This is a genomic window from Streptomyces sp. NBC_01474 (assembly GCF_035918215.1).
Taxonomy (GTDB): domain Bacteria; phylum Actinomycetota; class Actinomycetes; order Streptomycetales; family Streptomycetaceae; genus Streptomyces; species Streptomyces aureus.
In genome coordinates this window covers 5321634-5340666 of the sequence record NZ_CP109449.1, presented here as the reverse complement: position 1 = coordinate 5340666, position 19033 = coordinate 5321634, and the positions used below count along the sequence as shown (strand labels likewise).

At 71.9% G+C, this 19033-nt stretch carries 17 protein-coding genes; 11 read left to right on the top strand and 6 right to left on the bottom strand.

The features are described 5' to 3' along the window. Positions 1-21: 21 nt before the first annotated feature. The 3 genes from OG758_RS24530 (at position 22) to OG758_RS24520 (ending at position 3913) form a co-directional block, all read left to right on the top strand. Entirely contained in the window at positions 22-708 is a 687-nt protein-coding gene (locus tag OG758_RS24530; RefSeq protein WP_326711942.1) for a GntR family transcriptional regulator, read from the top strand. Further along, positions 705-3194, top strand: a complete 2490-nt coding sequence (locus OG758_RS24525) for a dolichyl-phosphate beta-glucosyltransferase (RefSeq protein WP_326711941.1) — start codon at positions 705-707, stop codon at positions 3192-3194. Before OG758_RS24530 ends, OG758_RS24525 begins: the two co-directional genes overlap by 4 nt. 68 nt (positions 3195-3262) lie before the next feature. After that, a complete protein-coding gene (locus OG758_RS24520) occupies positions 3263-3913 on the top strand; it encodes a hypothetical protein (RefSeq protein WP_326711940.1) in 651 nt (216 codons plus the stop codon). A 76-nt stretch (positions 3914-3989) separates the two neighbouring features. On the opposite strand, the gene OG758_RS24515 is transcribed toward OG758_RS24520, so the two are convergent. Then, positions 3990-4751, bottom strand: coding sequence for an SLATT domain-containing protein (locus tag OG758_RS24515; protein WP_326711939.1), 762 nt, complete (start codon positions 4749-4751; stop codon positions 3990-3992). Positions 4752-5020: 269 nt separating this feature from the next. On the opposite strand from OG758_RS24515, the gene OG758_RS24510 reads away from it, so the two are divergent. The 7 genes from OG758_RS24510 (at position 5021) to OG758_RS24480 (ending at position 11486) form a co-directional block, all read left to right on the top strand. After that, complete coding sequence (locus OG758_RS24510; RefSeq protein WP_116511762.1) at positions 5021-5362, top strand: YbaB/EbfC family nucleoid-associated protein; 342 nt, start codon at positions 5021-5023, stop codon at positions 5360-5362. A 90-nt stretch (positions 5363-5452) separates the two neighbouring features. After that, positions 5453-6052 carry a recombination mediator RecR gene (recR, locus tag OG758_RS24505; RefSeq protein ID WP_100596382.1) on the top strand — a complete coding sequence of 200 codons (600 nt, stop codon included), beginning with the start codon at positions 5453-5455 and terminating at the stop codon, positions 6050-6052. Next, complete coding sequence (locus tag OG758_RS24500) at positions 6045-6704, top strand: DUF5063 domain-containing protein (RefSeq protein ID WP_326711938.1); 660 nt, start codon at positions 6045-6047, stop codon at positions 6702-6704. Before recR ends, OG758_RS24500 begins: the two co-directional genes overlap by 8 nt. Positions 6705-6951: 247 nt before the next feature. Continuing rightward, on the top strand, positions 6952-8232 hold the full coding sequence (locus OG758_RS24495; protein WP_116511757.1) for an aspartate kinase: 1281 nt from the start codon (positions 6952-6954) through the stop codon (positions 8230-8232). Then, positions 8232-9299 carry an aspartate-semialdehyde dehydrogenase gene (locus OG758_RS24490; protein ID WP_326711937.1) on the top strand — a complete coding sequence of 356 codons (1068 nt, stop codon included), beginning with the start codon at positions 8232-8234 and terminating at the stop codon, positions 9297-9299. The genes OG758_RS24495 and OG758_RS24490 overlap by 1 nt, the downstream gene beginning before the upstream one ends. Positions 9300-9726: 427 nt before the next feature. Then, positions 9727-10323 carry a SigE family RNA polymerase sigma factor gene (locus OG758_RS24485; protein ID WP_266561913.1) on the top strand — a complete coding sequence of 199 codons (597 nt, stop codon included), beginning with the start codon at positions 9727-9729 and terminating at the stop codon, positions 10321-10323. A 65-nt stretch (positions 10324-10388) separates the two neighbouring features. Continuing rightward, positions 10389-11486: a hypothetical protein gene (locus OG758_RS24480; RefSeq protein ID WP_326711936.1), complete on the top strand. Its 1098-nt coding sequence runs from the start codon at positions 10389-10391 to the stop codon at positions 11484-11486. A gap of 123 nt (positions 11487-11609) precedes the next feature. Here OG758_RS24480 and OG758_RS24475 read toward each other — a convergent pair whose 3' ends face one another. From OG758_RS24475 to OG758_RS24465, 3 genes are all read right to left on the bottom strand, one after another. Further along, positions 11610-12464 carry an SURF1 family protein gene (locus OG758_RS24475; RefSeq protein ID WP_326711935.1) on the bottom strand — a complete coding sequence of 285 codons (855 nt, stop codon included), beginning with the start codon at positions 12462-12464 and terminating at the stop codon, positions 11610-11612. 98 nt (positions 12465-12562) lie between these two features. Further along, positions 12563-14377, bottom strand: coding sequence for a S9 family peptidase (locus tag OG758_RS24470; protein ID WP_326711934.1), 1815 nt, complete (start codon positions 14375-14377; stop codon positions 12563-12565). A 123-nt stretch (positions 14378-14500) separates the two neighbouring features. Continuing rightward, on the bottom strand, positions 14501-16012 hold the full coding sequence (locus OG758_RS24465) for a helix-turn-helix domain-containing protein (RefSeq protein WP_326711933.1): 1512 nt from the start codon (positions 16010-16012) through the stop codon (positions 14501-14503). 178 nt (positions 16013-16190) lie between these two features. Between OG758_RS24465 and OG758_RS24460 the strand changes: the two genes are divergently transcribed. Then, on the top strand, positions 16191-17546 hold the full coding sequence (locus tag OG758_RS24460; RefSeq protein ID WP_326711932.1) for a M64 family metallopeptidase: 1356 nt from the start codon (positions 16191-16193) through the stop codon (positions 17544-17546). A gap of 25 nt (positions 17547-17571) precedes the next feature. Here OG758_RS24460 and OG758_RS24455 read toward each other — a convergent pair whose 3' ends face one another. Together OG758_RS24455 and OG758_RS24450 are read right to left on the bottom strand one after the other, a co-directional pair. Next, positions 17572-18510, bottom strand: coding sequence for a M56 family metallopeptidase (locus OG758_RS24455; RefSeq protein ID WP_326711931.1), 939 nt, complete (start codon positions 18508-18510; stop codon positions 17572-17574). After that, the gene (locus OG758_RS24450) at positions 18507-18923 is read right to left on the bottom strand and encodes a BlaI/MecI/CopY family transcriptional regulator (protein ID WP_326711930.1); all 417 of its coding nucleotides are present in this window, start codon (positions 18921-18923) and stop codon (positions 18507-18509) included. The genes OG758_RS24455 and OG758_RS24450 overlap by 4 nt, the downstream gene beginning before the upstream one ends. Positions 18924-19033 lie beyond the last annotated feature (110 nt).

The window sequence follows — 19033 nt, the reverse complement described above, 5'->3', positions numbered from 1 at the left end:
ACTACGGGGGAGGGACACCACGTGCCCGGAACCGACGGCGGAGCTGCCGTCCAGCGCAGCACGCTCCGCCAGCAGATCGCCGACGCCCTGCGCGACGAGATCCTCGCGGGGCGGCTCGAACCGGGCCAGGAGTTCACGGTCAAGGAGATCGCCGAGCAGTACGGCGTCTCCGCGACCCCGGTCCGTGAGGCCCTGGTCGACCTGTCCGGGCAGGGGCTCCTGGACTCCGCCCAGCATCGCGGCTTCACGGTCCACGAGTACTCGCTCGCCGACTACCGCGGCATGATCGAGGCCCGCAGCCTCGTCACGGACGGCATCTTCCGCGGCCTCGCCGCGAACGCCGACGCGCACCACGTCACCCCCGCCGCCCTCGCCGGGGTCCGCCGCCGCGGCGAGGAGGCCGCCCGCGCGGCCGCGGCCGGCGACCTGAACGTGCTGATCGGCTACGACCTCCGGTTCTGGCGCGAACTCAGCGCCCTGTTCGGGAACCCGTATCTCTCCGACTTCTTCCACCGCCTGCGCGTCCAGTCGTGGATGTGCGCGGTCCCGCACCTGCGCCGCGTGGACGACCTCAGGGGCCACCTCTGGTCCGGGCACTGCGGCCTCGTCGACGCGCTCGTGGCCCGGGACGCCCGCGCCGCGCAGGACATCGTCACCGCGTACAACGCGGACTCCCTCGCCCTCGTCGAGCGGCTGGCGAAGCGGTGAGCACGGAGCGGACCGACCGTCCCGTCGCCGCGCGCGCGGGCGTCGTGGACCTCACCGTCGTCGTCCCCGCGTACAACGAGGAGCACCGGCTCGGTCCCACGCTGGACGCGGTCACCGCGTACCTGAACGACGTGGACGGCGGGAACCGGTGGGGTGACTGGGAGATCGTCGTCGTCGACGACGGCTCCACCGACCGCACGCGCGAGATCGCGGAGCGCGCGGCCGCGGCCGCCCCCGAGGGCCCCGGCCGCACCCCCCGCATCCGGCTCGTCGGGAGCCCCCGCAACCGTGGCAAGGGTCACGCCCTGCGCCAGGGCGTCCTCGCCTCCCGCGGCCGCCGTGTCCTGGTCACCGACGCCGACCTCGCGGCGCCCATCGAGGAGCTGGAAGCCCTCGACAAGGCGCTCGGCGAGGGCCATGCGGCCGCGATCGGTTCCCGCGCGAGGCCCGGCGCGACGATCGCCCGCCACCAGCACCGGCTGCGCGAACTCCTCGGCCGCACCGGCAACTTCCTGATACGCGCGACGAGCGTTCCCGGCATCAGGGACACGCAGTGCGGCTTCAAGCTCTTCGACGGCGACCGGGCCCGCGCCGCGTTCGGCGCCGCACGCCTGGACGGCTGGGGCATCGACGTAGAGATCCTGATGTACTTCCGCCGCTCCGGCTGGCCGGTCGCCGAGGTGCCCGTGCGGTGGTCGCACCAGGCGGGCTCGAAGGTCCGCCCCTTCGACTACATCCGGGTCCTGGCCGAGCTGGTGATGCTCAGGGCACGGGCGGTGCCGAAGGGCCATCTCCTCGTGGCGGTCCTCTTCCTCGTCCTGTCCGTCGCCCTGTACTCGGGCCGCTGGGCGGCGCCCGCGCACCGCTACCTCCCCGACTCCCTCCAGGACCAGAACCAGTGGGAGTGGTTCTTCGCGGTGACGGCGGACAGCGTCCGCCATCTCCACAACCCCTTGTTCACGACGCTCCAGGGCTTCCCGGACGGCGTGAACCTGATGGCCAACACCGCGATGCTGGGCCTGTCCGTCCCGCTCGCCCCCGTGACCTGGCTCTTCGGCCCCGCTGTCGCCCTGAACGTGGCGATGACGGGCGGCCTCGCCGCCACCGCGTTCGCCTGGTACCGGCTGATCCTGAAACGGCTCGTACGGACCCGGTGGGCCGCCGCGACCGGCGCGCTCCTCGCCGCGTTCGCGCCCCCGATGATCAGCCACGCGCACGCGCACCCGAACTTCGTCGTCCTGTTCATGATCCCGCTGATCATCGAGCGGGCGCTGCGGCTGTGCGAAGGCAGGCGCGTGACGCGCGACGGCGTCGTCCTCGGCCTCTTCGCGACGTACCAGATCTTCCTCGGCGAGGAACCGCTCCTGCTCGCCGTCATGGGGATGGTGCTGTTCGCACTCGCCTACGCCGTCGTGCGCAGGGACGTGGTGAAGACCGTGTGGCGCCCACTCCTGCGCGGGCTCGGGGTCGCCGCCGCGGTCGCGCTGCCGCTCGTCGCCTTCCCCCTGTACTGGCAGTTCCTCGGCCCGCAGAGCTACAAGAGCGTGCTGCACGGCGACAACGCGGGCAACAGCCCCCTCGCCCTCCTCTCCTTCGCCGAGCGTTCCCTCGCCGGCTCCCGCGAGCGCGCCGCCGCGCTCGCCCTCAACCCGACCGAGCAGAACGCCTTCTACGGCTGGCCGCTCGTCGCGCTGGCCTTCGCGATCGTCGTACGGCTGTGGCGCAGCGCCGCCGTGAAGGCACTCGCGTTCACCGCGGTCGCCGCGGCCCTGCTCTCGCTCGGCCCGAAGTTCCGCATCCCGCTGACCGACGTCGTGCTGCCGGGCCCCTGGGCGCTGCTCGCCCACCGGCCCCTGTTCGAGTCGGTCATCGAGTCGCGGGTGGCGATGGTGTGCGCGCCCGCGCTCGGGATGCTGCTCGCCCTCGCGCTGGACCGGCTCGCCGCGGCGCGTGTCCCGTACCGGCTCGTCGGCTTCGCGGCGGTCGCCGCGGCGCTCGTGCCGATCGTCCCGGCGCCGCTCAGGGCGGTCGACCGGGCCGACATCCCGGCGTTCGTCGCCGACGGCACCTGGAAGCGGTACGTCGGCCCCGGCGAGAGCCTCGTGCCGGTGCCGCTGCCCGACCCGGGCAACGCGGAGGCCCTGCACTGGCAGACCGAGGCCGGCCTCGGCTTCCGTCTCCCCGGCGGCTACTTCAACGGCCCCTACGGCCCCGACCACGTCGGCATCTACGGCGCCTCGCCCCGCTGGACCTCCAACCTGCTGCGCGACATCCGCTACTCGGGCCGGGCCCCCGAGATCACCGACGCGTGGCGCGCCCAGGCCCGCCGCGACTTCGCGTACTGGCACGCCGGCGTCCTCGTGCTCGCCCCGCAGCAGAACGACGGGGTGCTGCGGGCGACGGTCGACCAGCTGGTCGGCAGAGCCGGTACGTGGACCGGAGGCGTATGGATCTGGGATCTGAGCAATGTGCAGAGGGGGAGCTGAACCGGCTCCCCGCGCATTACGCTGCCTTTCCGCCGTTCATTACGGCCTTCACCACCGGAGGAGTCGCCTTGGCCTGTGACCTGTGGCTGGTCCCGCTCGTCGATGTGCTGTGCCACAGCCCCGACAACCCCTTCGCCGAGGAACTCGCGCTCTACGACAAGGCGTTGCACGAGGCAGGACTGCCACCGGTGCCGGTCTACTCATACATGCCGGGACTCTCCGGTGACGTGGCCCCCGTCGCCGGCTTCGACTACGACGCGCTGCACTTCCTGCGCCGCGCGTACCTCCTCCAGATGTGCGGCCTCGCCGTCACGCCGGTCGACGATCTGGGCGGCGACTACGAGCAGCTCCTGGAGATGTTCGAGACGACGGCCCAGCAGTCGCACCTGGTCTGGCACTACGACCACGCGGGCGCGTACGTCCCCGTGGACTTCCCGAGCCCGCTGTCCAACGACGAACTCCTCGCCGGCGGTGGCCCCCTTTGCTCCTCCCACGCGCTTCTGCGGGAACTGGAGTACGTGGCCCGGTCGATCGGCATAGACCCGGCCAACCCGCCGGCGCCCCCGGTCCCGCCGGAGGGGCCCACGGCCCTGGAGGAACCGGCGGCTCCGGCCCCCCTCGACAACAGCCCCTTCGCCCGCGAACGCCATGTCTGGCTCGGCCTGCACGCGGCCGCGACCCGGAGCCTGGCCCAAGGTTCCATGATCATCTTCAGCTGACCCGGAGCCCCGTGCCCGAGCCGCGCCCCGTCACAGGCCCGCGCGACCCCACCGCTTCAGGCAGGACGAGGAGCGGTCAGCGCGGCTCGGGCGGGCGCTGGCGGGGCATGTTCGGGCGGGCGCCCGGGGGGAGCGGGAAGCGGCCCGGCGGCGGCTCCGCGGGGCGGGTGCCCGGGGCGACGGAGGACTGCATCACCAGGGGCGCGGGACCCGAGCGGAACTCCACCATCCAGTCCGCCGTCTCCGACCGCACCAGCTCCGTCACGTCGTCCGTGAAGCGCCTCAGCACCGACAGGCACCGCTCGGCGGCCTCGCTGGCCGTGCCCTCCGTCGGGCCGAGCACCTCCCGCACGCTCTCCGACGCCCAGTCGAACTGGAGCGCCTGAAGCCGCCGCTGTACCGCCTGGGCCGTGGCCACGTCCCTTATCCAGCCCGACGTGAGCCCGAAGTACCGGTCGCAGGCCACACACGCCACCGCGAGCAGCAGCGCCAGATACCCCCAGGGTGCGACCCCGCCGAGCGCCCCGGTCAGATCGAGCAGCGGCAGCGCCGCCCCCGACACGGCACCGGCGACCGCGCCGCCCCGCAGCGCCCGCGCCCCGCGCCGCTTCCACACCCGGTCGGCGAGGTACCAGTACGCCGTGTCGAGCGCCCCGCGCTCCACCCACCGGTAGAGCTCGTCGAGCCGCTCGGCGGGCTCGCCCCAGTCCCCGACGGGGAACGTCCGCCCGGTCAGGTCGCCCGGCCGCACCGCGTCACCCGTGCCGTCACTGCGCTCGCCCCGGGCGCCCCGCTCCTCCTGCGGCGGTCCCTCGGGCTGCATCTCCGGCTGGCTCACCCGGCACTCCCTACGACTGGTCCTGGTCACGGATGGGGCTCATGTGCAGAGCATCTTCCTACCGCCCAATGGGTGGCCAAGGACCCGTTTTCGCGGTATTTCCGCCCGGAAGTGGGTCTTGATCAGGTATAGGCAGGGAGCCCGTCTCACTCGAAAGAGTGCAGTGAAAGGTGCCGGGGCGGGCGACACCCCGACCACGTAGGCTCGTTCCAGGGCGGAGAACCCGCCCGTGGTCGCAGGTCGAAACAGGACGCAACAGGAGCTGAATCGTGATTCCCGGTGGTGGCCAGCCCAATATGCAGCAGCTGCTCCAGCAGGCCCAGAAGATGCAGCAGGACCTCGCCAAGGCCCAGGAAGAGCTGGCCCGGACCGAGGTCGAGGGCCAGGCCGGCGGCGGGCTGGTCAAGGCGACGGTGACCGGCTCCGGCGAGCTGCGCGGCCTCGTCATCGACCCGAAGGCCGTCGACCCCGAGGACACCGAGACCCTAGCCGACCTGGTTGTCGCGGCGGTCCAGGCGGCGAACGAGAACGCGCAGACGCTCCAGCAGCAGAAGCTCGGCCCGCTGGCCCAGGGCCTGGGCGGCGGAGGCATCCCGGGGCTTCCCTTCTAAGGAAGCCCCACCGCAACTAACGTACGTACTACTCAGCGGCTGGCATGCTCAGCGGCACAGCACCATCAAGCAGAAGTCGGAAGGCACTCCGTGTACGAAGGCGTGGTCCAGGACCTCATCGACGAGCTCGGCAGGCTGCCGGGCGTCGGTCCCAAGAGCGCGCAGCGGATCGCCTTCCACATCCTGCAGGCGGAGCCGACGGACGTACGGCGTCTCGCGCAGGCACTGATGGAGGTCAAGGCGAAGGTCCGCTTCTGCGCGACCTGCGGCAATGTGGCGCAGGAGGAGCTGTGCAACATCTGCCGCGACCCGCGCCGCGACCTGACGGTGATCTGCGTCGTCGAGGAGCCCAAGGACGTCGTCGCGGTCGAGCGGACCCGCGAGTTCCGGGGCAAGTACCACGTGCTCGGCGGGGCGATCAGTCCCATCGAGGGCGTCGGCCCGGACGACCTGCGGATAAGGGAACTCCTCGCCCGCCTCGCCGACGGCACGGTCACCGAGCTGATCCTGGCCACGGACCCGAACCTGGAGGGCGAGGCCACGGCGACGTACCTCGCCCGCATGATCAAGCCGATGGGCCTCAAGGTCACCCGCCTGGCCAGCGGGCTCCCGGTCGGGGGCGACCTGGAATACGCGGACGAGGTCACGCTCGGCCGCGCCTTCGAGGGGAGACGACTCCTAGATGTCTGACGCCACACTGAACGCCGTCAAGGACCATCCGGACGACTTCGCGGTCCAGATCTCGGACCAGATCGAGTCCTTCCTCGTCGCGGTCGCCGAGGTGGCGAAGGGCGACGAGCCGGACTCGGCCGTCCCCTTCCTGCTCCTCGAGGTCTCCCAGCTGCTCCTCGCGGGCGGCCGGCTCGGCGCGCACGAGGACATCGTCCCCGACGAGCGCTACGAGCCCGATCTCGGCCCCGAGCCGGACGTCGACGACCTGCGCCAGAAGCTCGCCACGCTCCTGGAGCCGATCGACGTCTACTCCGAAGTCTTCGACCCGTACGAGCCCCGCAAGGCGCCGGTCGCCTGCCGGATCTCGGACGACCTGGCCGACGTCATGGCCGACCTGCGCCACGGCATGGCCCACTACCGCGCGGGCCGCACCACCGAGGCCCTGTGGTGGTGGCAGTTCTCCTACTTCTCGAACTGGGGCTCCACGGCCTCCGGCGCCCTGCGCGCGCTCCAGTCCCTGGTCGCGCATGTCCGCCTCAACCAGCCGCTGGACGACCTGGACGGCCTCGACACCGACGAGGACCTCGCCGAGGAGGCCCTCGCCGAGGCCGCGGGCAAGGTCATGGCGGAGGAGATCGCGGGTCCGCTGGGGCTCCGTACGGTGAAATGAGCCCAACCCCGTGGGTGCTCGCCGGTGAAATGAACCGGCCGGTGAAGTGACCCACCCCACTTTTCCGGTTGCCGGGCCGGGGCGCGGGCATGCGCCTGTCCGAGCGGCCGGAGCGTGAAGCCCCCACCGGGTCCTGTGCCTGGTGATCACCTTCTGAGCGGGACATCTCAGGATGTGGTATTCCCGGGGCTGATTTCGGCCGCTCGTTAGACTGAGCCGACCGAGACAAACTGAGCGAGGAGCGCACGTGGGCCTTGTCGTGCAGAAGTACGGAGGCTCCTCCGTAGCCGATGCCGAAGGCATCAAGCGGGTCGCCAAGCGAATCGTCGACGCCAAGAAGAACGGCAACCAGGTGGTTGTCGTGGTGTCCGCGATGGGCGACACGACGGATGAGTTGATCGATCTCGCCGGGCAGGTATCCCCGATCCCTGCCGGGCGCGAATTCGACATGCTGCTGACCGCCGGAGAGCGGATCTCCATGGCCCTGCTGGCCATGGCGATCAAAAACCTGGGCCACGAGGCCCAGTCGTTCACGGGCAGTCAGGCCGGCGTCATCACCGACTCGGTCCACAACAAAGCCCGGATCATCGATGTGACCCCGGGACGGATCAGGACGGCGCTCGACGAGGGCAACATCGCCATCGTCGCCGGGTTCCAGGGCGTCAGCCAGGACAAGAAGGACATCACCACGCTCGGCCGTGGCGGGTCCGACACGACGGCCGTCGCCCTCGCCGCGGCGCTCGACGCCGAGGTGTGCGAGATCTACACCGACGTCGACGGCGTGTTCACCGCCGACCCGCGCGTCGTGAAGAAGGCGCGGAAGATCGACTGGATCTCCTTCGAGGACATGCTGGAGCTCGCCAGCTCCGGGTCCAAGGTGCTGCTCCACCGCTGTGTGGAGTACGCGCGCCGCTACAACATCCCGATCCACGTACGCTCGTCCTTCTCGGGACTGCAGGGCACCTGGGTCAGCAACGAACCGCACTTTGATCAAGGGGACCAGAAGGTGGAGCAGGCCATCATCTCCGGTGTCGCTCACGACACCTCCGAGGCGAAGATCACCGTCGTCGGTGTCCCGGACAAGCCCGGGGAGGCCGCGAACATCTTCCGTGCCATCGCGGACTCCCAGGTCAACATCGACATGATCGTGCAGAACGTGTCCGCGGCCTCGACCGGCCTGACGGACATCTCCTTCACTCTCCCGAAGACCGAGGGCCGCAAGGCCATCGACGCCCTGGAGAAGACGAAGACCGCGGTCGGCTTCGAGTCCCTGCGCTACGACGACCAGATCGCCAAGATCTCCCTCGTGGGCGCCGGTATGAAGACGAACCCGGGTGTCACGGCCGGGTTCTTCGAGGCGCTCAGCGACGCGGGCGTCAACATCGAGCTCATCTCGACCTCCGAGATCCGCATCTCGGTCGTCACGCGCGCGGACGATGTGAACGAGGCCGTGCGCGCCGTGCACACCGCCTTCGGACTCGACTCGGACTCCGACGAGGCCGTGGTCTACGGAGGCACCGGCCGCTGATGGCTCGGACCGACAGGCCGACACTCGCGGTCGTGGGAGCGACCGGGGCCGTCGGCACGGTCATGCTCCAGATCCTTTCGCAGCACGCGGACATCTGGGGCGAGATCCGTCTGATCGCCTCCCCCCGCTCGGCCGGCCGCAAGCTGGCCGTGCGCGGGGAGGAGGTCGAGGTCATGGCCCTGAGCGAGGAGGCCTTCGACGGCGTCGACGTCGCGATGTTCGACGTACCCGACGAGATCTCCGCGCAGTGGGCGCCCGTCGCCGCCTCCAAGGGGGTGGTCGTCGTCGACAACTCGGCCGCCTTCCGCCTGGACCCGGACGTGCCGCTCGTCGTGCCCGAGGTCAATCCGCACGCCGCGCGCGTGCGGCCGCGCGGCATCGTCGCCAACCCCAACTGCACGACCCTGTCGATGATCGTCGCCGTCGGGGCGCTGCACGCCGAGTTCGGGCTGCGCGAGCTGGTCGTCTCCAGCTACCAGGCCGTCAGCGGGGCCGGCCGCGCCGGTATCGACACCCTGCGCCAGCAGATGTCGCTCGTGGCCGGTACGGAACTCGGGACGAACCCCGGCGACGTGCGCCGTGCCGTCGGCGACAACACCGGCCCCTTCCCCGAGCCCGTGGCGCTCAACGTCGTGCCGTGGGCCGGGTCCCTGCGCGAGGACGGCTGGTCCTCCGAGGAGATGAAGGTACGGGACGAGTCCCGCAAGATCCTCGGTCTGCCGGACCTCAAGGTCGCGGTGACGTGCGTACGCGTCCCCGTCGTCACCACGCACTCCCTGACCGTCCACGCCCGCTTCCAGAGCGAGGTCACGGTCGACAAGGCGCGCGAGATCCTCGCGACCGCGCCCGGGGTCGTGCTCTTCGACAACCCGGCGGCCGGTGAGTTCCCCACGCCCGCCGATGTGGTGGGCACCGACCCGACCTGGGTCGGCCGCGTCCGGCGCTCCCTCGACGACCCGGCCGGGCTCGAGTTCTTCGTGTGCGGGGACAACCTGCGCAAGGGCGCGGCCCTCAACACCGCGCAGATCGCCGAGCTGGTGGCCCAGGAGTTCCCGCCCGCCGCGTGAGTTCGGCCTCTTCACCGTCCGGAAACCGGACTCGGTCTTCTTTTATCCGGCGCGCTTTATAGGATCTGTGAAGCACCTGTGGGCGATCGGTGGTCTAACCACTTGAACGCGCCGGTCCGCGCGCCCGAAGATTCGTCGAAGATCCCTCCCCGTTCCGTGCAACCGTGCACGGGACGGGGAGCGTCTTTGCGATCGCCTTTCGGGGGCGTAGGGCCTAGGGGCGCCAGGGAAACTGGGGCATAGGGGAAGAGCGGGTACGCATGAGGGCACTTGACGCAGCGTCATGGATGATGCCTGCCGCAAACAGGACGCCTGTCGCGTACAACCCTGACGGGGGGAAGCGTGTCCAACAGGCGTGGCAGAGGTACTCGATTTCACAGCGATTCAGGCGAGGGGTGCAGCCCTTCGCCCGCCCCGGCGTCCCCGGATGTCCGGTTCGTCCGGCGGCATGCCGGTGATCGCCCCCATGCCAGCAGCGCGGCCTGCCCGCATACCCGCTCAGCGCGAAGGCGCTGAGGAGACGATGGCAGCAGGCACCACGGTCGACCATCTGACCGAGACCTATCGCGCCCACTACCGGTCGCTCCTCGGTCTCGCGGCCCTGCTCCTGGACGACACGGCCTCCTGCGAGGACGTCGTGCAGGAGGCGTTCATCAGGGTCCACTCCGCGCGCAAGAGAGTGCGCGATCCCGAGAAGACGCTCGCGTATCTGCGGCAGACGGTCGTGAACCTCTCGCGCTCCGCCCTGCGCCGCCGCATCCTCGGCCTGAAGCTTCTGACGAAGCCGATGCCCGACATGGCGAGCGCGGAGGAGGGCGCGTACGACCTGCTCGAGCGCGACGCGCTGAAACAGGCGCTGCGCGGGCTCCAGCGCCGCCAGCGCGAGGTCCTCGTCCTGCGCTACTTCGCGGACATGACCGAGGCGCAGGTGGCTGAGGCCCTGGGCATCTCCCTCGGTTCCGTGAAGGCGTACGGATCCCGGGGCATAGCGGCGCTCCGCGTCGCCATGGAGGCCCCCGCATGAGCAGCGACAAGCACCGCAATGATCGTGATGAACAGAACAGGCGTGTGGGATCCGGGGATGAAACTGTGAATCACGGCCCCGGCCAGGAAGACGGCCTTTTCGGCGGTCCCGAGGATCCCTTCGGCCGCCCGGACTCCGCGGGCGGCCCGGACTCTCCCGACCCCCTGGACTCCCTCGGCGCTGACGAGCTGGCGCTGCGGCGCCTGTTGCATCAGTCCGTGGAGGAGATCGAGCCGAAGAACGGGACGCTCGACCATCTGCGCCGCGCTGTGCCGGCCCGGCGAGCCCGCAAGCGGCAGGCCGTCGTCGGTATGGCGGCCGCGGCCCTGTTCATCGGCACGGCGATCCCCGCGCTCGTCCATGTGACGGGCCAGAGCGGGTCGAACGACCACCCGTCCATCGCCGGCAGCAGCGAGGCGACGCGCGGCGGTACGGGCTCCGGGAAGGGGCCCGACGGCGGCGAGAGCGGCACGGGGAGCCCTTCGGGCAAGTCCAAGTCCAAGGACAAGGACGGCAAGAAGGGCAAGCCCGGCGACAAGGGCAAGGGTGCGGGCGGTGGTGCCACCGGCGGCCCTGATCCCGCGAGCACGGCGGCCGCGAGCTCCCCGGTCTGCGGGCCGGCCGACCTCGGCGGCGCCCCGGCGAGCCTCGGCGCCGCCGACGCGGGCGGCAAGGTCTACGGCTCCTTCCGCGTCACGAACATCTCCCAGGCGAACTGCTCCGTGGACGCCCCCGGCACCGTCTCCGTCCTTGCCCAGGGCGCGGCCGACCCGGCCAAGGTCAACGTCGTCGACCACACGGCGGGTGACGCCGCGACCGGGCTGCCCGACCCGTCGACGGAGCCTAGCCAGCTCATCCTCGAACCGGGCATGTCGTACGAGATCCGCTTCGCGTGGGTGCCGTCCGCGAGCTGCCCGACCACGGGAGGCGGGGGCGACGCGTCGCCCAGCCCGACCCCGTCCGGCGGCACCACGGGCGACGCGACGGGCTCGAACCCGGACCAGAGCGGCCTGTCCACGCAGCTGGTGGCGGAGGGCCCCACGGCCGACGGAAGCGTCGCGGTCTCCCACACAGCGGAACCGGGCACGGCCTCGTCCAGCACGACGATCCCCAACGCGTGCGCGGGAACGGTGTACCGCACGGGCGTCCTGCCGGCGTCCTAGGGGCGGGACCCGTTCACGCCGGTACGGGGAGACGCGGGGAGGTGCTGGGCACCTCCCCTTCCGCCTGGACGGTGATCAGCCGCTGCGCTGATCAGCCGCGACGGCTCTTCCCGGCGGTGCGGACTAGCTTCGGGTCGTCTCGGGGCTCGCGGGCTCCGGGGAGTCCGCCGCGTCCGGGGCGCCTGCCGCGTCCGGGGCCGTGCCGGTTGCATCGGATTCCGTGAGCCCCAGCGCAGCGTCCCGCTCGAACTCCGCCTCGCGGCGCAGCAGGCGGAACCACATGAAGATCACAAAGCCCGCGAAGACGAACCACTCGCCGGTGTAGCCCAGGTTCTGGAACGCCTTCAGGTCGAGGCCGCTGCCCTGCGGCGCCGTCGCCGGTACCGCCGTCATCCCGGAGTCCGCCTTGTCGAGCGTGACCCAGGCGTCGTAGACGTCGTACGGGACGAGGTTCACCAGGGACGCCGCGCTGATCGCGCCGAGCTGTCCGGCCGGCAGTCCCCCCGCGGCGGACGCCCCGCCCGAGCCAGGGCTCTCGGAAGCCTGGAGCGCACCGGTGACGGTGACCTCACCCGGGGGGGCCGCGGGAGCCTTCGCGGCGCTCGCCGCACCGGGCACCCACCCACGTACGACGGGCAGCGCCTTGCCGGCGCCCCCCTCCGTGCGCAGCAGCGTCACCACGTAGAAGCCGGTCCTGCCGTCGAGTTCACGGTCGGGGACCAGAAGCTGCTTGCCGTAGTGCCCGGTCGCGGTGGCCCGCTTGCCGGACGTCTTCTGGTCCACGGGCAGCAGGGAGCCGAGCGGCCGGGGCGCGGCCTTCTCGTTCGCCGTCGACTGCGCCGAGGCGTCCTTGTGGCCCTGCACCCGGTCCTCGAAGCGGCCGAGCTGCCAGGAGCCCATGAAGATGCAGAAGGGGATGGCGAGCACGACGAACACGTTGATCCCCCACCACCGGGGGGTCAGGAGGAACCGGTACACCCTCCCCACGGTACGGCTCCCGCACGAGGACCCGGGCCGCGGGGTGGGCCCGGGCCGTGGGGTGGACCCGGTCTCGCGCGGGAGCGCCGCCGCGTCCGTCAGCTCAGATGCCGCGCCGCGAAGTCCAGCTCCAGCCGCACCTGCTTGATCCGCTCCTCCACGACGAGCGAACCGTGCCCCGCGTCGTACCGGTACACCTCATGCGTGGCGCCGCGCGCCACGAGCCGGTCCACATAGTTGTCGATCTGGCGGATCGGGCACCGCGGGTCGTTGACCCCCGCCGAGATGTAGACCGGGGCCTTCACCTCGTCCACGTACGTCAGCGGGGATGACGCGGTGAAGCGGTCGGGGACCTCTTCCGGGGTGCCGCCGAACAACGTGCGGTCCAGCGCCTTGAGGGCCTCCATCTCGTCGTGGTACGCCGTGACGTAGTCCGCGACGGGCACGGCCGCGAGGCCCACCGCCCAGACGTCCGGCTGGGTGCCGACGCCGAGGAGTGTGAGGTACCCGCCCCACGAGCCGCCCGCGAGGACGAGCCGGTCCGGGTCGGCGAGCCCGGACGATACGGCCCACTCGCGGACCGCCGAGACGTCCTCCAGCTCGATGAGGCCGACGCGGTGCTTGAGCGCGTCCGTCCATTCGCGCCCGTATCCGGTCGAGCCCCGGTAGTTGACCCGGACCACCGCGTACCCGTGGTCCACCCAGGCCGCGGGTCCCGCCGCGAACGAGTCGCTGTCGTGCCAGGTCGGCCCCCCGTGCACCTCGAACACGGTGGGCAGCGGCCCCGTGGCCCCCGCCGGTTTCTGGACGAGGGCGTGGATGCGGCCGCCGGGTCCCTCGACCCACACGTCCTCCACCGGCACGGACACCGGCGCCTTGAGCCCGGGCGGATCGAGGACCACGCCGCCCGACGTGGACCGGACGACCGACGGCTCGGCGGCCGACGACCACAGGTACTCCACACTGCCGTCGGGCCGCGCCGTCGCCCCCGACACCGTGCCCGGCGGCGTCTCGACACGGGTCTGCGCGCCCGAGCCGAACTCGTATCGCCACAGGTCGCTGCGGGCCTCGAAGCTGTGCGCGACCAGGAGCGCCGAGCCGTCCGGATACCACTCGGCGGAGACGTCACCGGGCAGGCCGAGGGCGAGATCGGTCTCCTCGCCCGACGCCACGTCCCACACCATCGGCTCCCAGCGCCCGCGCCGCTGATGCCCGACGAGGAGCCGGGTGTCCCCGTCCACCGGAGCGAAGCCCAGGACTTCCAGGCCCAGCTCCTGCGAACCGCCCTTGGTGTCGTCGAGCTCGGCGACCGTCGTCCCGTCGGGCCGCACCACACGCAGCGCCGAGTGCATGGCGTCCCCGTGCTCCGTGTGCTCGATGGCGATGAGGGTGCCGTCGTGCGAGAGGTCGCCGACGCCGGCCGACTCGCGATGCCGGTAGATCTCCTGGGGCGCGCCGCCGCCGCGGACGACATGGATCGTCGTGCCGTCCTCGTCCGTGGAGCGGCCCACGACCGCCGTCGAGCCGTCCCTCCCGATGGCCAGGCCCGCCGGGTACGAGGCTTCGAGCCCGTCCACCGCGGGAACGTCTTCGCCCCCGGCGAAGGGCTGGCGCAGCCAGACCCCGAACTCGTCCCCGTCCTTGTCGCTGAACCACCAGATCCACTCGCCGTCGGGGGACAGGACGCCGTCCGTCGTCCCGTTCGGCCGGTCCGTCGCTCTGCGCTGCTCGCCCGTCGTCCGGTCCCACGCGTACAGCTCGTACGTCCCCGTCGCGTTCGACACGAACAGGGAGCGGTCCGGCGCGTCCTCCGCCCAGTCGGGCAGGGAAACCCGCGGCGCGCGGAAGCGCTTCTCCCAGTCCGGCATGGATCCGCCGCCCGCCCCCCGAGGGGCCCCGTTGCTCTCAGTCATGGCCCCATAGTGCCTCCACCGGCCGACAATCCGCTGGCGAGGTTCCCCAGCCTGTGGATAACTTCCCGGCCATGTACTCCCTCTTGGCGACGAAGGCGACGCAGGTGACGAAGGCCTGACCCGTCACACGGGCGGCTCGGCGGGGGCCGGGCCGAGGGTCGTGGTGCCGGGCGCGGCGCGGTGTCCCAGACCCGTGCGGTACGTGTCGAGGGCGGCGTCGATGCGGCCCGTGCGGCGGTAGAGGTCGCCGAGCAGACGGCACAGGTCGGCCAGGTCGCCCGCCGCGCCCGCCCGTTCGAGCAGGCTCAGCGCGGTGACGTAGTGCTCCTCCGCGGCCTCGGCCGCCGCTGTCACCGGGGCGCTCCCCTCGGGGGCGCCCACGGCCCCCGACTCCTCCGCGATGATGCCGAGCAGCCGGTGCGCGCCCGCCGCGTGGACGGCGCCGCGCTCCGGGTTCAGGTCGCCGAGCAGGGCCCGCAGCAGCACGGCCGCCTCGTCGCTGCTGCCCCTGCGGCGCAGCACGTCGGCCAGCTCGACCTCGACCTGCGTCGTGTAGAGCACCGCCCGCTTGGCCGACAGCATGTCGCGCGCGGTCCTCAACTCCCTTTCGGCATCGGCGAGTCGGCCGTTCTGGGCGTGGACGTAACCGCGCATCCAGTGGCAGTGCGCGAGTTCGGTGCGGATCTGGAGCCGCTGGTACAGCTCTGCGGCCTTGCTCAGGGACGCGTCGGCCTCCGCGGCGCGGCCCTCGGCGAGGAGTGTGCGGGCCACCGAGCGGTGCATCTTGGCGACGAGCACGGGGTCCCCGGCCTGCGGGGCCAGTGAGAGCGCGAGCTCGGCGGCCTGCGCGGCGCGCGCGTGGGCGCCCATGTCCATGTATGGGGCGATGGTCGCCGTGTAGAGAAGCAACAGGGCGTCCGGGTCGTGCAGGCCGCTGGTGTTCAGCTCGTCGAGTGCGGACTCCAGGAGGTAGCACGCGTACCGCAGCTCTCCGGAGAGGTAGTGCGCGACGGCACGCGCGCGTACGACGGGGGCACGCTGAGGGAGTGGCGCGCCGGCCGCGACGAGCAGTGCCTCGGCGGCTTCGAAGTGGCGGTGGGCGTCGGGGAGTTCGCCGGTCTCCAGGGCGCACTCGCCGAGGCCGAGTTCGGCGGCGGCCTGTTCGGCGGCGAGGCCGTGCCGCTCGGCCTCGGCGCGCAGCTCCTCGTACAGGACGGCTGCCTCCTCGGCGGCGCCCGTGGTGAGCCCGCGCTGGGCCTCGGTGAGGCGCAGGCGCAGGCGGGTGGCGAGGTGGGCGGGCTGCCCCGTCGTGAGCTCCTCGTACGTCACACCGAGCCGCTCGGCGACGTGCCGCAGAGCGGCCTCGGAGGGGCGGACGCGGCCCGCTTCCAAGGTGGAGATGTAGGCGGGCGTGTAGGCGGGTTCGGCAACCTGACGCTGGGTCAGGCCGCGATCTGTACGCAGGCGGAGGACGCGGCGGCCTATGGGTTCGTCGGCGGGCTCGGCGGGCTCGGCGGGCGCGGCGGGCGCGGAAGACTCGGTGGGTGCGGAAGGCTCGGTGTCCGGTGCGAGGCCGGATTCCCCGTCCGGTACGGGGCCGGGGTCACCCGCCTCCGGGGTGCTGTCGTGCGTCATCGTGCGGCGCGCCGCCCTTCCTGTCCCGCTCCGTGGTTCCGCTCCCGCAACTGTCGCTCGTCGCAGGGCACTTGAGTCTCACCCCTTGTCAGCCGTCACGCCACCCCCTAGGTTGATCGATCGATTAAGTCTGATTAACCCAGCACTTATGTCCCCTACTTGAGTACCCGAGGTCCTCGTGCCGATACCCAAGTCCCCGCGCCGTTCTCTGCCCGCCGCGCTCCTCGCCGGTGTACTCGCGGCCGCAGCCCTCGGTGGCGCGGGCCTCGCCGGTCGCGCCGCCGCCGCCGAAGCCGCGGGCGGGTCCGACACGGGGACCCGCACGGTCGAGTACTTCGCCGACTCCCGCGGAGAGGGCCGTCACGTCCAGGTCCCGGCGGCCGTACCGGCGGAGATCCGCAAGGAGAAGCGCACACCCGCGACGGCCGCCCCGGACGGCCAGGTCACCGCGCTGCAGAAGACGGGCCCCTCCGAGGGTCGCCTCGACCTCGTGATCATGGGCGACGGCTACACGGCGGACCAGCAGGAGGACTTCAGGCAGGACGCCGAGTCCAAGCTTGATTCGATCTTCGCCATCGAGCCCTACAAGAGCTACAAAGGCCTCTTCAACTTCTGGCTCGTCAACACGGTCTCGAACGAATCGGGCGTCTCCGGAGACCCCACCCAGGACGTCGTCAAGGACACCGCGCTCAGTAGTTACTTCTTCTGTGACGACGTCGAGCGGCTGCTGTGCATCGACGAGAAGAAGGTCGACTCGTACGCGCAGCAGGCCCCGGACTCCGACATCGTCTTCGTCGTCTCGAACGCCACGAAGTACGGCGGCGCCGGTTACAGCGGCGTCCAGTCGACCGCCGGGCACACCGGCATCGCCACGATGTCCTCCGACAACGACCGCTCGTACCTGATCGGCGCCCACGAACTGGGCCACTCCATAGGCCTGCTGGCCGACGAGTACCAGTACGCGGGATACGGCAGGTACCCCGGCGCGGAGCCCGTCGAGCCCAACACCAGCATCCTGACGGCGGACGGCATGTCCGGCGCCAAGGCCAAGTGGTACCGCTGGCTCGGCGAGAGCGACCCGGCGGGAGGGACCGTGGGCGCGTACGAGGGCGGCGGCTACTACGAGTACGGGATCTACCGCCCGACCCAGAACTCGATCATGCGCGCCCTGGACACCGAGCAGTTCAACCTCGTCGGCCGCGAGGCCATGATCGCCGGCTTCTACCGCGACGCCGACGTGCTCACGGCCCGCACACCCACCACCCGCACCCTGCGCCCCCAGGACCACATCCGCGTGGACCTCGCACCGCTCGCCAAGGGCCTGTCCGACGTGCGCGTGCACTGGTACGTCGACGGAGTCGAGGTGCGCCGCGCCGCCGCCGAGCGCACCGTCACCGGCAAGGAGCTCGGCGCGCGCAAGGGCACGCACACGATCACCGCGACCGCCGTCGACAACAGCGCGTCGCTACGGGACCCGGCCGCGATCCGGGCGGCGTCCAACAGCGTCAGCTGGACGGTGAAGACGGGCAAGTGACGGGCCACGCGCGCGTGGGGGCGGTTCAGCGGCCGGTCTCGCCCTGTGCGACCTCCACGCCCGCGTGCAGGTCGTGGGCCGCGTCGGCGACCGCGCCGGCCGAGAGCACCGCGCACACCAGGAGCGCGCCGGCCAGCGCGCGCCGCAGCGCCCTGCGCGGGCGGGCCGCCGCGGCACTCGTGGCCAGCAGGGCGGTGACGCGCCGCGGCACCGGACCCGCCGTGACGGCGAGCGCCGTACGGGGCCGTGACCCGGCCCCCGGGACGCGGGCCGCGGCGAGGGCGGCCCGGCCGATCGCCCGCGCGGTGAGCGCCCGGTCGCCCGTCGCGGTGGCGGCGGACTCGTCGGCCCAGCGCTCGAGCGCGTAGGCGAGCGGTTCGCGCAGTCCGCGCAGCATCGGGTGCAGGGTGACGGCCAGTTCGGCCGTCGCGAGGAACAGATGGTGGCGGCCCGCGAGATGCGCGCGCTCGTGCGCGAAGAGCACCTCGCGCTCCCGCGCGTCGAGCGCCCGCAGCATCCCCGTCGTCACGACGATCCGGTCCGGGCGCCCCGGAAGGGCGTAGGCGTAAGGGAGTTCGTCCGGCCGTACGGAGAGTTCGTCAGCGGCGGCGGAAGCGGCGCGGGCCGCCCGCATCTCGCGCCGCTGCCGCAGCCCCGTACGGACCACCGCGAACGCGCCCGCCGCCAGCGCGAGCGCGGCGAGGACCGACGCGGGAACGAGCACCGGGGAGCCGTCGCCGAGGAGCGGTGGCGACAGATGTCCGACGGCGGCCACAGGAGGCAGCCGCAGCGCCCCGGCGGAGGCGAGGAGGCCGAGCGCGGCCGTGCTGGATCCGGCGAGGACCACGGAGAAGCCCGCCAGCGTCCAGGCCGCCGCGCGGGGCGGCAGCCACTCGGCGGCGCGGCGCGCGGCGGGCACGGCGAGCAGCGGCATGAGCAGCGGGATCCAGACGGCGAACATCATCGGCCGGCACCTCCGCGGTCGTCGCCGGTGCCGCCCTCGGCGCCGGTTTCGGCTCCGCCGTCGAGCAGCGCGCGCAGCATCTGCTCGTCCTCGGTGCTCAGCTCGGAGACGAATCGGGCCAGGACCGTGCCGCGGTCCTCGTCCTTGTCGAGCTCGGCGTGCATGCGGCGGGCCGTGAGCCCGTGCGCGTCCTGCGCGGGCCGGTACGCGTAGCCGCGGCCCGCGCGGTCACGGGTGACCGTCCCCTTGGCATGGAGCCGGGTCAGGATCGTGGTCACGGTGGTGCGGGCCAGGTCGTCGGCGAGTGCCCGCTGCACCTCGCCGGGGGTGAGCGGTGTCTCGGCGGCCCAGAGCGCGGCGAGGACACTCGCCTCGAGCTCGCCCGCGGGACGCCGTTCCTGCTCCTCGGCCATGGGAACGATCCTCCGCTCTTCTTCGTCTACAGTTGAGTAGACCGTCTACACGACTGTAGTCGTATGGTCGGCGTGCCGACTCGCGGTCGCCGTTCAGCCCATTATGAGAC

Bases quoted from the DNA above. Each gene is read 5' to 3' on its own strand.
- OG758_RS24485 (WP_266561913.1), top strand. From the start codon at position 9,727: ATGTCCGGTTCGTCCGGCGGCATGCCGGTGATCGCCCCCATGCCAGCA.
- OG758_RS24470 (WP_326711934.1), bottom strand. From the start codon at position 14,377: ATGACTGAGAGCAACGGGGCCCCTCGGGGGGCGGGCGGCGGATCCATG.
- OG758_RS24450 (WP_326711930.1), bottom strand. From the start codon at position 18,923: ATGGCCGAGGAGCAGGAACGGCGTCCCGCGGGCGAGCTCGAGGCGAGT.
- OG758_RS24465 (WP_326711933.1), bottom strand. From the start codon at position 16,012: ATGACGCACGACAGCACCCCGGAGGCGGGTGACCCCGGCCCCGTACCG.
- OG758_RS24455 (WP_326711931.1), bottom strand. From the start codon at position 18,510: ATGATGTTCGCCGTCTGGATCCCGCTGCTCATGCCGCTGCTCGCCGTG.
- OG758_RS24500 (WP_326711938.1), top strand. From the start codon at position 6,045: ATGTCTGACGCCACACTGAACGCCGTCAAGGACCATCCGGACGACTTC.
- OG758_RS24490 (WP_326711937.1), top strand. From the start codon at position 8,232: ATGGCTCGGACCGACAGGCCGACACTCGCGGTCGTGGGAGCGACCGGG.